This window comes from Agrobacterium sp. SORGH_AS 787 (assembly GCF_030819035.1).
GTDB classification, from domain to species: Bacteria; Pseudomonadota; Alphaproteobacteria; order Rhizobiales; family Rhizobiaceae; genus Agrobacterium; species Agrobacterium larrymoorei_B.
Window position 1 is genome coordinate 169,870 of the sequence record NZ_JAUTBG010000002.1, and the last position, 11,467, is coordinate 181,336.

Here is an 11,467-nt window from a genome sequence, read left to right on the forward strand (position 1 = left end):
ATGCGCCACCGTCGCGGTATCGATCTGATGGGCGCGGATGATGAGATAGCAGGGCAGAAGACCAAGGACGCAACATTTGCCGACCTGCCGGAATGGTATTCGATCAGCGGCAAATGCGGAGGATGCGGAGAGGTGAGCATGCTGGAGCGGTGGGAATTGGAGCGACGGTTTGGCAAATTGCAGCAGTTGAAGCCGTTGGAACAGAAGTTGCGATGCGACAGATGCGGCAACCAAACCGGCAACCATTTCGTCTTCGGGCATCTATCTCGCGATTGAGGGTGGAAGCGGCCATAAACGAAGCAGATCGCCTTTCGAAGATCATCTTGCCCACATGTGCGAAGTGATCGCTGGGAAGAAGGATCCACCGCTCTGGTGGGGTCTTCCGCAAACAGGATAGCGGCTGCTGAGGCTAAGGCAAACCTTCGCACCGATCGCGGCCAGTCAGCCAAAAACGGTCGTAACCGACACCCGCAAAGAAGGGATCGAAATGAAGAGATTAGCAAAGACTCTCAGAGTTAGACGGACCCGACACAGGACGACCGGCACATGGCAGGACGGAAAGCTTAGGTCATCTGTCCACCGAGGCATTTAACCCGCAGTCATTAATGATGATCGGCCAAAACGATGCCGAGTTCGGTGCGATGGATCGACGAAGACCGCACGTCTCCGCGCGACGCCTCGACCCTGACATCAGCATTCTTATCAGCCACGCAAACGGAGGTCTCCAGCATGCGACGCGTCTCATTTCTTTGTACGGTTTTCATGATCGCTCCCACACTGGCACTGGCCTGTTCCGAGCCTTCCAGCGATGTCCGCATTCCCAGGGCGCCCTCCAAGATTTCGCAGCCCTCTTGCGTGCTTTATTCCAATTGTTCGGACTATGACATGCGCTCCTACAAGAACGACGTCGCGACCTATATGCGCGCCCTGATGGAATATGCAGAGGACGCAGCCGATGCCGCCGATGCGGCGAAGGACTTTGCCAGCGACGCGGCAGAATATGCGAGATGCGAAAGCAGCGACGCCAGCTCAAAAATACGATGAGATTTCGGATGGCCTCGTCATCCGGGCGAATCCTGCGGCGACAGTCCAACACAGTTCAAATCGTTGTCACTTCCAAATGAACGCCAATTGCGAAAGGATCGAACCTATGAAGCGACTTATCCTATCTTCCATCATGGTGATTGCAGCAAACAGCGCCTTCGCCGAGTGCGGGATGAACGCCTCGCGATGCTTCAAGAAAGATGGAAGCACCTACGAACTCGAGCAGAATCTCGGAGGCGGATATTCCGTCACCCGCGACGGCAACAGTGAGGGACGGCTCTCGCAAAATCTCAGTGGTTCCTGGACGTTGACCAGACCGGACGGCACGACGGAAACGTTCGACCGAAAGCCATCATCAATTCCGAAGTACTAAAAGCGGCGATGATCCGGATCATTCTATACACGCGGCGCTCGGATTTCTGAGCAGGCCTTCAGGACAATGGGCGGGAGCGATGGAGGTGAGCTCTACGGCACCTCTGTTGCTCTGCCCGCTTTCCAAAGCTTCAGGCAGGTGGGACCGGTCTTTGTCGTGAACAGCCACACGATGGACACGACAGGGCTCTTGTGCCGCACCTCATTATACATTATAAAATAATATATAATGAATGAGGATGGAGGCAGCCATGCCGCTCACCAAAATCTCCGACAAACTCTCGGTCTCTACCCAACCCAGTATCGAAGAGATCGAGACCCTTCGCGCTCAAGGCTTCACGACATTCATCAACAATCGCCCGGATGGTGAAGATACGGCTCAGCCCGGCACGAAGGTTGAGGCGCAGGCAGCCGGCCAAAATGGTCTGGCCTATGCCCACATTCCGGTGACGATGAACACCATCACCGAGGCGGATGTGCGGGCCTTTCAGGATGCCATGCGCCAATCCGATGGTCCGGTTTTTGCCCATTGCAAAGGCGGCACCCGTTCGCTCAGCCTTTACGTGATCGGCGAAGTTCTGGATGGGCGAATGAAAGCAGCCGATGTCGTTGCCTTCGGTCGCGAGCATGGCTTCGATACGAGTGGCGCAGAGACCTGGCTAGCCCGCCACACCTCCCGGCGGCCACAGGTGAAGGGCTTCTTCGACGCCCGCACCTCCAGCATTCAATATGTGGTCTCCGATCCTGAATCCGGCAAATGCGCCATCATCGATCCGGTGTTGGATTTCGACGAGCCGTCCGGCGCCACAGCCACCATCAATGCCGATGCGATCCTCGATTATGTGCGTGCCCAAGGTCTCACGGTCGAATGGATTCTCGACACGCATCCGCATGCCGATCATTTCTCTGCCGCGCACTATCTGAAACATAAGACAGGTGCCCGCACCGCAATCGGTGAGCGCGTCGTGGACGTCCAGGCGCTGTGGAAGAATATCTACAACTGGCCGGACCTTGCGACCGACGGGTCGCAATGGGACCACCTGTTTGCCCATGGCGAGACGTTCAAGATCGGCTCGCTCGATGCGCGGATTCTCTTCTCTCCGGGACACACGCTCGCCTCGATCACCTATGTCATCGGCGACGCGGCCTTCATCCACGATACGCTGTTCATGCCGGATGGCGGAACAGCGCGCGCCGATTTTCCCGGCGGAGATGCGGATACCCTCTGGCACTCCATTCAAGATATTCTGGCCCTGCCGGATGAGATACGGCTCTTCACCGGCCACGACTACCAGCCGAATGGCCGCCCCCCGCGATGGGAAAGCACGGTGGCTGAACAAAAAGCATCCAACCCGCATATTGCAGGCGTCAGCAGGCAGGATTTCGTTACGCTTCGGACCAAGCGCGACAAGACGCTCCCCATGCCGAAGCTCATGCTGCATGCGCTGCAGGTGAATATTTGCGGTGGCCGCCTGCCGGAACCGGAAGCGAACGGCAAACGCTATCTCAAGTTCCCGCTGGATGCCTTGCAGGGAGCGGTTTGGGAATGACCGTTCTACCGAAGGACCTGGCGCTCTCGCCCGCCGAAATGGCAGACCGCGCCGCAGAGGTTGCCAACCTGTTGAAAACCCTGTCGCACCCCGCGCGCCTGATGATTGTCTGCACCCTGGTCGAGGGGGAATTCTCCGTCGGGGATCTGGAGGGGCGGCTCGATCTGCACCAGCCGCATCTCTCCCAGCACCTCACCGTGCTGAGAGGCTCCGGCATCGTCGATACCAGGCGCGAGGGAAAGCAGATTTTCTACCGGCTGACGGAGGAGAAGGCCGCCCAACTGGTTGCCGCGCTCTATGACATCTTCTGCGTGAGGGAGGCACCATGAGCCCCTATCTCGCCTCTCTCGCCGGCGGCCTGTTGATCGGTGCCTCTGCCGTCACGCTGCTTCTTCTCAACGGTCGCATTGCCGGCATCAGCGGCATTGTCGGACGCCTCGCCCAAGGCGTCGGGCTTTCCACCAACCTCGCCTTCGTGCTGGGCCTGCTGCTCGGGCCGATTGCCTATCTTTCTCTCTTCGTTGGCTGGCCGCAAATCGAGATCACCACGCCCTGGCCCATCATCATCGTCGCTGGGTTGCTGGTCGGCTTTGGCTCGCGCATGGGCTCCGGCTGCACCAGCGGCCACGGCGTGCTGGGGCTCGCGCGGCTGTCTCCCCGCTCCATGGCGGCGGTCGCGACGTTTCTTGCAACGGGCATTATCGCCGTCGCAATCCTACGGGGCGTCGGATTATGAACCGCTCGATCCCTCAGTTCTCCGCAGCACTCGCATCCGGCCTGATCTTCGGCCTCGGCCTGTCACTTTCCGGCATGTTGAACCCTGCCCGCGTCCAAGCCTTTCTGGATGTCTTCGGCCATTGGGACCCGAGCCTCGCTTTCGTCCTCGGCGGCGCCGTCCTCATTGCCTTTATCGGTGTGCGGGTAGCAAAGCGCATGGAGCACCCCGTGCTGGACGACAGGTTTCACCTGCCGGCAAACCAGAAGATCGATGCGCCGCTCATCATCGGCTCGGCCCTCTTCGGTCTGGGCTGGGGGCTCGGCGGTTTTTGCCCAGGCCCCGCCATCGCGTCCCTCTCCGTGGCATCCCTCACCGGCAGCGCGCCACAGGTCGTTCTCTTTGTCGTCGCCATGCTCATTGGCATGATGCTTCATGATCGCCTGTGGAACAGGCGTCTGTGATCACACGGGGTGCCATCCATAATGCACGGCCACTGAGCGCTGGCTCAGCGCCACCCCCGCAAATTGACCAGACTCAATCCCTACGGCTGAAGACCCAGACCGACAGAACTCACGTAACGTCATTAACGAAGTATTGATCGGAACTTCTTCTTCTGTTGCGCCTTAAATAGTTATGGTATTGAATTGACCTGTATTTCTTGCAGACCCGCATTTTACTCAAGGTAATTTCCAGTGCTGGATGGCCCCAATAGCTCTCGCTTTATCACCGCGGCCCTCGCAGCTTCGGACGACTGCATCAAAGTCATAGGACTTGACGGGTCCCTGCAATTCATGAGCGAAGGCGGCCAGCGGGTGATGGAGGTGGACAATTTCTCCCAGTTCCAGGGCTGCCCCTGGCCGGACTTCTGGCAGGGCCAGGGTAATGCTGATGCGGTCGCCGCGCTGGATGAAGCGCGTGCTGGACGCTCGGCCCGCTTCACCGGCTTCGCCAATACGGCAAAGGGCACGCCGCGTTACTGGGATGTGAAGGTTTCTCCGCTTTTCGATGAGCGAGGTACCGTTGAAAGCATCCTTTCCATTTCGAGAGACATCACCGCCTTGAAGGCCTTCGAGGATGAACAGATCCTGTTGCGCAACGAGCTTGCGCACCGCATCAAGAATATCCTCGCCCTCGTACAGGCCGTCGCCTCGCAAACGTTGAAAGACGATGCGGATATGGCGATTGCCAAACCAACCTTCCTCTCGCGCCTGGGCGCGCTCAGCCGCGGGCACGAAATCCTCATCAACGCCCACCACAACCCGACGCAACTGCGCACACTGGCCGAAGCCGTCGTTGCCGAGCACAGCGCAGGCCGCGTTCTTATCGACGGCCCCGAGATCGATCTTTCGGCGAAATGCTCACTCGCCCTCACCCTCGCCTTCCACGAACTCGCCACCAACGCCTTCAAATACGGCGCGCTCTCCAACGACACCGGCATTGTCTCGCTTACCTGGAAACTCAACGACGACGCCGAACGCCCCACCCTCGATCTCACCTGGAAAGAAACCGGCGGCCCCGAAGTCTTTGAGCCGACCCGTCGTGGCTTTGGATCAAGAATGATCGACAAGGCGCTCTCTTCCTATCTGGGAGGCACGAGCCAGATAGATTTCAACACGGAGGGACTGGTGTTCTCGCTCGCTGCGCCGGTTGCGAATTTGATTGAGAATTAAGGGGTCAAGCTGGCGTAAATCCGATAACACGAAGCCACATAGCAAACGAGTGGTCGAACCGCATCAACCGCCTTCGGCAATTGATATCTCTTGTCTCAACGGCGTATTGTCCGATTAGTTGGATCCTTGACCCGAGGTAAGGATGACCGGTCACGATATAGAGCAACTGACCGGCGAGGTCAGAGGCACATTTGTTGGCGGAGTGAGTGATCGCGAAACCGGCGTCATCATACTTGCCGGTTCAAGCGGAAGAATCGACACAGGACGGGCTAGATTATTTGCAGAAGCTGGCACAAACGCCCTCGCATTGCAGTGGTTCGGAGGAGAGAACCAGCCTGCTGGAATATGTGAAGTAGAACTCGAGACCTTTGTCCGTGCAACAGACCTTATGATCTCCCGAGGATGCAGGCGGATAGTCTTCATCGGAACATCCAAAGGCGCTGAAGCCGCTTTGCTAACCTCCATCGTCGACGAGCGAGTTAATGCAGTCGTCGCCATCAGCCCAACTTCTGTGGTCTGGGGAAACATCGGCTCGGGCATCGATGGGATCGCCTGGCCTGAACGTTCGTCGTGGTCGTTCGGCGGCGCTCCAATCGAGTTCGTTCCGGCTGATACCAGCTGGACGAATGAATACCGAGACGGTCTTGTATCTTACCGATCCTTCTTTTTGCGATGCCTCACAAGCAATCCGGAAGCCTCAAAACGCGCCCGAATTGCGATCGAAACCTCATCTGCAGACATTATCCTTGTAGCGGGTGGTGATGATGCGCTCTGGCCGTCTGATGTTTTTGCTAGCCATCTCCTTGAATCGAGGCGGACGCATGGAAAACACGCTACTTTGATTTTCAATCAAGAGGCCGGTCATCGCGTTCTTTTTCCCGGCGAGACGACACCACGATCAAAACTACACGCCCATGGCGGCAACGATGAGGCGGATAGAATGCTTGGTCTGGAGGCATGGCAAGCTCTACAAAAGCTGCTTTAACGGAATTCGAAGCGACTTAAATTTGGAGTTCAGATGCAAGCCACCATCTACCACAACCCCGCCTGCGGCACCTCCCGCAACACACTCGCCATGATCCGCAACGCCGGCATCGAACCCACCGTCATCGAATATCTCAAAACTCCACCGTCACTCCGAGAGTTGAAGGCGATGATTGCCGATGCCGGAATGACTGTCCGTGAGGCGATCCGGGAGAAGGGTACGCCTTACACGGAGCTTGGGCTGGATGACCCAGCGCTCAGTGATGATCAGTTGCTGGAGGCGATGATGCGCGAGCCGATCCTCATCAACCGGCCCTTCGTCAGCACGCCGCTCGGCACGCGGCTGTGCCGCCCGTCGGAAGTGGTGCTCGATATTCTCCCTGATAGCCACAAAGGTGCCTTCACCAAGGAAGACGGAGAAAAGGTTCTCGATCAGGCAGGAAGGCGCATCGTCTGAGCCTTCCCGTATTGCAAAGCCGGCAGCTTGATCCGGTCAAGCCTGAAGTTCTGTGACCTGCATTGTCCACGTCGTCGTTATCGCAAAGCCGGTGCGGGCTTTCGCGCAACACGCTTCACGCCGCCTGAGCGCGGCATGACCGCGCAACGAGGATAAAGGCTGCAATGCTGATTGCGCCAAGTCCGGCATTTGCCGCAAGGGCAAAGCTTAGGCCCACATGCTCCATGGCCGCAGCAAAAGCAAATGGCGCGACAGCGCCAACCGCAAGCCGCGCCGCGGTCAGTTTGCCGGTCATCGCGCCATATCCTTCCGAGCCGGCGAGATAAAGCGGCAGGCTCCCTTGGGCGATGCTGTTGATGCCGGAACCGAGCCCGAGACAGATGGCAAAGGCCACCGCACCGGGCAGCCAATGTCTGCTCAGCAGCAGCATCGCCACGCCGGATACGATCAGCACCGCGGACAAGACGGCAAGGCCCGGCGGCAACAGGCGCTTTCCAAACACCATGTTGATCAGACGGCTGAGAACCTGCGCCGGGCCGAAAAGAGAACCGATCACGACGGCGGCGGCACCCAGCCCGATCGATCCCAGCAAGGGCACCATATGCACCAGCATGGCGGAAAGCGTAAATCCCAAAAGCGCGAAGGCGACAGAGACGATGAGCATGGTCCGCTGGCGCATATGCGGCGGCACCGCACCCACGACAGTCGTTCTCGGGCGAACGGGTAAACCACGCGCCGTCTTGCTGAGGCTCCTGATCCAGACATGCAGCGGCATGCAGATAAGAAGGTTGAGCGCGGCAAAGACGAGATAGATTTCACGCCAGGAAAGATGGCTGGCAAGCGCGCTGGAGATCGGCCAGAAGATCGTCGAGGCGAAGCCGCCGATCAGCGTCAGATAGGTGATGCTGCGGGGCGCGCTATGGGCATCGCTCTCCACCAGCGTGGCGAAGGCCGCCTGGTATTGCACCATGCCGGACGAGACCTCGAGCAGGATGATGGCAATGGCGAAGGTCGCGACCGAAGGTGCGGCAGCGCACAGCACCAGCATCAACGCCGCCAGTCCTGAACCGGCCGCCATGATGGTTGCAGCACCCAGCCGGTCCATCTGCCTGCCGATGTAGATTGCCGACAGTCCGCCGATAAAAAGGGAGACGGAGAAGACCCCGAAGACTTGCGCCAGCGAAAGCCCCAGATCCCGCGCCATGCCGGGAGCCAGGATACTGAAGCTGTAATAGAGCGTGCCATACCCCACGATCTGCGTCAGGCCGAGTGCTGAAACGACAGAGGCCGGAATGCGAGACTTATCCAACGACGTTCACTCTTTCAGCAGCGTTATAACGATCCTCGGACGACGCAACGTTCGCCCGGATTGCGGAATGGCCAGCGCAGCAGTCTTCCATCAGGAAGGTCACGAGCTCGGCCAGCGTCTCATAGCTGGCGCGATAGACGATCGAGCGCGAGACCCGTTGCTGGCTGATCAGTCCGGACCGTTCCAGCTCTTTCAGGTGGAAGGAAACATTGGTGGCCGAAACCCCCATCCGTTCGGCAATCTTGCCCGCCGCCAGCCCTTCCCGACCCGCAACGACCAGAGCGCGCACAATAGCGAGCCGGGTTTGCTGGGCCAGTGCCGCAAAAGATGAAAGCGCCTGGCGCTCGTCCATACTTCAACAATCCTTGAATTATTGGATTGGTGCATAGCTCAGGATCAGGATAGCGGCAAGCTCGCTCCTGCATCGCATCTTTGAATGCCGCGTTCTTCTTCGGAAGCGCTCGCTATTTATCGCTCGCAATCTTGCTTTCGAGCGTCTTCGCGATCGACTTCAGATTGCGGGGCTTTCCGGCGATTTTCTCGATCGCTGCGACGGCAAGATCACGCGCCACATAATCCGACTTGTGACCGAGATTGTGGACGATAACGAGTTCGGCCCCCGGCACGTCCCGGGCAAGATGCTTGGAGTGGATCTCGGTGGAAACCACACTGTCCTTGTCTCCGGCGATGATGATCGTCTTTGTCTTGATCTGCCGGTAATTTGGATAAGCGTCTTTTGCCCAGCCGTTCAGCGCGCCCACTTCCTGGGCGTTGTGACGAAAGGCAACAGGGCGCAACGCACGGTAAGCCTTGGTCTTCGAGACATAATCGGACGGCATAGGGTTCGGAGCGAAAACACCCTTCACCGCCCCATTCAGGGCGAACAGTCCCGCAGGCGGGGCAATCAGTGTGCTGAAGAACAGTCCCGTTACGGGCGCGCGCGCCGCATCATAATACCAACTGATACCGCCCGGCCATGGGTAGAGCGCCGGAGAGAGAAACACGAGCCCTTCGACCATGTCCTTGTGACGCAGCGCGAAGGCCGCTGTGATCGCGCCGCCGAAGGAATGGCCGACGATGATCGCCTTGCGAATGCCGCGCTTCTTCATCACTTGGGCTATTGCATCGGCCTGTGCATCCGGCAGGATATTGTCCTTCGGCCCGATATCGGAAAGACCGTGCCCGGGCCGGTCGACGAAGAGCAAGGTGGCGCGTCCTTCCAGTGGCTCGCGGAAGGCATAGAGCGGATCGTAAAGGCTGGTACTGGCGCCATGGATGAAGACGATCGGCGGCAGATCGGCCTTCTTTCCGGCGGGCAGAAGGATGCTGTTCAGCTTGTAGCCGCCGACATCCACCCTTGCCTCGCCCTTGCTCGGGCTATCCGATGCAGCAACCGCAGGCGTCATCATGCTCATGGCGAGAACCGTTCCGAGCATCGGCAGAAAACTGTTGGGCATGATCGTCCTGAGAAAAGAAACAGTATCGCGTCTTGAACCCGGCCATCTCGATACGCAAGACGGAAATGGCCGGGTCCTTAATGGGCGGAACGTCCATTCAGCTTTCCAGTCAGCCAGCAGGAACAGAACGCCGTCGCCGCGGAAAGAACCGATCCCCAGATGAGATCGGCAATGGTAAGTGTGGTCGGCCAGGTCACCAGCGTCGCCTGGTTGGTGAGATCATAGGTGCCATAGGCGGCAAAGCCGAAGAATGCGCCGTTGCGCAGCGCCACCACCAAACGGCGCTGGTCCAGACCGGGAAGAACGGCAAAGAAGGTCAAGGCCGCACAATAGATAAGATAGAAGAGAATGGCGGGCACAAGGCGGAACTGCGGCGCCAGAAGATCACCCAGAAGCGGGCGATAGAGCAGGTCCGCCATGGTGCTGAGCCATACCGCATCGATGGCCAGGAAAAAGACCATGGTTGCGATATAGGCGATGACGAACCGTTTCATGAAAATTCCCGCTGTTTTGAGCAAGTCTGGATGCAAACGGCTTATCGCCTTCGCACCCGTTGCGTTAGGATCACTTGATGCGCGTCCAGTTGACGCCCTTGCAGATAATGCCGGCGAGAACGCAGCCCTTTGTCGTCATGCTGTTGCCTTTCACAGAGACCGTCAGCTTGTAGGTCAAGTCGCGCTGCGGGTCGAAAGCAGTGCCGGAATATTCGCCGTTGGATGTCGGCTTGATGCTCATCACCAGCTTGTCGCCGGTCTTTTCCTTCGGCGTGCCCGGCTTGATCCAGGTATTGACCGCGCAGATATCGGAGCCGCATGGCGCGATCTGGACCTTGGCATTGCCATCGCCGCGCGCCCACTGCCCTTCGATCGTATCTGCAAATGCACTGCCGCCGCTCAAAGCAAGGGCGAGGATGGACAGTCTAAGAACCGTTTTCATGCGGAAATCCTCCAACAATAGGCTGTCTGCGCGACGTGATGACGACAACAACGCGCCGGCTATGATTTCGGATCACAAGAAATCATCGGAGAAATTTTTTTCTTTTGCCAGGAAACCGCGCCCCCTCATCCTCCGTAGATTTGGCAGACTTATCATGCTGATCACGGAAAGAACCTTCCTATGGATGTCCTCTTCCTGTTTCTGATTGCCCTTGGCCTGTCGCTTGCCATGATGGCAGCCTGGGCTGTGCAACGCCGAACCGGCGCCAGCGGCTGGATCGATACGATCTGGTCCTTTGCCGTCGGCATTGGCGGGATCGTCGCCATCATCATTGCCGATGGCACGCCGGAGCGCAGGCTTGCAGCCTTCCTGCTCGTGGCCGTCTGGTCCATCCGGCTTGGCAGCCATATCGGCTCTCGCACAAAAGGCGGGGGTGAAGATCCGCGTTACGCCAAGCTTGTCGAGGAATGGGGCGATAACGCCTCCAAACGTCTCTTCCTGTTCCTGCAGATCCAGGCGCTTGCCGGGTTCATCCTTGTCCTTGCCATCTATCTGGCCGCTTTCAACACTGCCACCTTTCCGCGCTCGCTGGATCTCATCGCCGTCGTCATCGGTCTTTTGGCCATTGCAGGCGAAGCGCTTTCGGATCGGCAGCTGGCGCGCTTTCGCAAGAAGCCGGAAGCCAAGACCGAAGTCTGCGAAGAAGGCCTTTGGCGCTATTCCCGTCACCCCAACTATTTCTTCGAGTGGCTCTATTGGTGCTCATGGCCGCTGCTGGCGCTGACAGGCCCCTCACCTTTTGCCTGGGCAGCGCTTCTGGCACCTGTCTTGATGTACTGGCTACTCGTCCATGCGTCGGGCATTCCGCCGCTGGAAGACCACATGCTGCGTTCGCGCGGCGAAAAATTCCGCGCACTTCAGCGCCGCGTCAACGCATTTTTCCCCGGTCCACGCAAAGAGGAGGCATGAC

16 protein-coding genes are annotated in these 11,467 nt (G+C 58.5%); 11 read left to right on the forward strand and 5 right to left on the reverse strand.

The genetic code is table 11. The features are described from left to right. The 10 genes from QE435_RS10220 (at position 1) to arsC (ending at position 6,795) form a co-directional block, all read left to right on the forward strand. Positions 1-276: a hypothetical protein gene (locus QE435_RS10220; RefSeq protein WP_349041283.1), complete on the forward strand. Its 276-nt coding sequence runs from the start codon at positions 1-3 to the stop codon at positions 274-276. Positions 277-729: 453 nt separating this feature from the next. Beyond that, positions 730-1,044, forward strand: a complete 315-nt coding sequence (locus QE435_RS10225) for a hypothetical protein (protein WP_349041284.1) — start codon at positions 730-732, stop codon at positions 1,042-1,044. Positions 1,045-1,150: 106 nt separating this feature from the next. Continuing rightward, the gene (locus QE435_RS10230; RefSeq protein WP_349041285.1) at positions 1,151-1,417 is read left to right on the forward strand and encodes a hypothetical protein; all 267 of its coding nucleotides are present in this window, start codon (positions 1,151-1,153) and stop codon (positions 1,415-1,417) included. 250 nt (positions 1,418-1,667) lie between these two features. Then, entirely contained in the window at positions 1,668-2,966 is a 1,299-nt protein-coding gene (blh, locus tag QE435_RS10235; RefSeq protein ID WP_349041286.1) for a bifunctional sulfur transferase/dioxygenase Blh, read from the forward strand. Further along, positions 2,963-3,295, forward strand: coding sequence for a sulfite-sensing transcriptional repressor BigR (bigR, locus tag QE435_RS10240; protein WP_349041287.1), 333 nt, complete (start codon positions 2,963-2,965; stop codon positions 3,293-3,295). Before blh ends, bigR begins: the two co-directional genes overlap by 4 nt. Continuing rightward, positions 3,292-3,702 carry a YeeE/YedE family protein gene (locus QE435_RS10245; RefSeq protein ID WP_349041288.1) on the forward strand — a complete coding sequence of 137 codons (411 nt, stop codon included), beginning with the start codon at positions 3,292-3,294 and terminating at the stop codon, positions 3,700-3,702. Before bigR ends, QE435_RS10245 begins: the two co-directional genes overlap by 4 nt. Continuing rightward, the gene (locus QE435_RS10250) at positions 3,699-4,145 is read left to right on the forward strand and encodes a YeeE/YedE family protein (RefSeq protein WP_349041289.1); all 447 of its coding nucleotides are present in this window, start codon (positions 3,699-3,701) and stop codon (positions 4,143-4,145) included. Before QE435_RS10245 ends, QE435_RS10250 begins: the two co-directional genes overlap by 4 nt. 231 nt (positions 4,146-4,376) lie before the next feature. After that, entirely contained in the window at positions 4,377-5,354 is a 978-nt protein-coding gene (locus tag QE435_RS10255) for an HWE histidine kinase domain-containing protein (RefSeq protein ID WP_349041290.1), read from the forward strand. 142 nt (positions 5,355-5,496) lie between these two features. Next, positions 5,497-6,339 carry an acyl-CoA thioester hydrolase/BAAT C-terminal domain-containing protein gene (locus tag QE435_RS10260; protein ID WP_349041291.1) on the forward strand — a complete coding sequence of 281 codons (843 nt, stop codon included), beginning with the start codon at positions 5,497-5,499 and terminating at the stop codon, positions 6,337-6,339. Between the two features lie 33 nt (positions 6,340-6,372). After that, on the forward strand, positions 6,373-6,795 hold the full coding sequence (gene arsC, locus QE435_RS10265; protein WP_349041292.1) for an arsenate reductase (glutaredoxin): 423 nt from the start codon (positions 6,373-6,375) through the stop codon (positions 6,793-6,795). Positions 6,796-6,910: 115 nt separating this feature from the next. Here arsC and arsK read toward each other — a convergent pair whose 3' ends face one another. The 5 genes from arsK to QE435_RS10290 all read right to left on the reverse strand — a co-directional run bounded on the left by arsK (position 6,911) and on the right by QE435_RS10290 (position 10,497). After that, a complete protein-coding gene (arsK, locus tag QE435_RS10270; protein ID WP_349041293.1) occupies positions 6,911-8,104 on the reverse strand; it encodes an arsenite efflux MFS transporter ArsK in 1,194 nt (397 codons plus the stop codon). Beyond that, a complete protein-coding gene (locus tag QE435_RS10275; RefSeq protein ID WP_349041294.1) occupies positions 8,097-8,456 on the reverse strand; it encodes a metalloregulator ArsR/SmtB family transcription factor in 360 nt (119 codons plus the stop codon). The genes arsK and QE435_RS10275 overlap by 8 nt, the downstream gene beginning before the upstream one ends. 112 nt (positions 8,457-8,568) lie before the next feature. After that, positions 8,569-9,561, reverse strand: coding sequence for an alpha/beta hydrolase (locus QE435_RS10280; RefSeq protein ID WP_349041295.1), 993 nt, complete (start codon positions 9,559-9,561; stop codon positions 8,569-8,571). A gap of 77 nt (positions 9,562-9,638) precedes the next feature. Continuing rightward, positions 9,639-10,055: a DUF2177 family protein gene (locus QE435_RS10285; RefSeq protein WP_306933957.1), complete on the reverse strand. Its 417-nt coding sequence runs from the start codon at positions 10,053-10,055 to the stop codon at positions 9,639-9,641. 70 nt (positions 10,056-10,125) lie between these two features. Continuing rightward, positions 10,126-10,497 carry a DUF2147 domain-containing protein gene (locus QE435_RS10290; protein ID WP_349041296.1) on the reverse strand — a complete coding sequence of 124 codons (372 nt, stop codon included), beginning with the start codon at positions 10,495-10,497 and terminating at the stop codon, positions 10,126-10,128. A gap of 180 nt (positions 10,498-10,677) precedes the next feature. Between QE435_RS10290 and QE435_RS10295 the strand changes: the two genes are divergently transcribed. Beyond that, a complete protein-coding gene (locus QE435_RS10295; protein ID WP_349041297.1) occupies positions 10,678-11,466 on the forward strand; it encodes a DUF1295 domain-containing protein in 789 nt (262 codons plus the stop codon). Position 11,467: the final 1 nt, after the last annotated feature.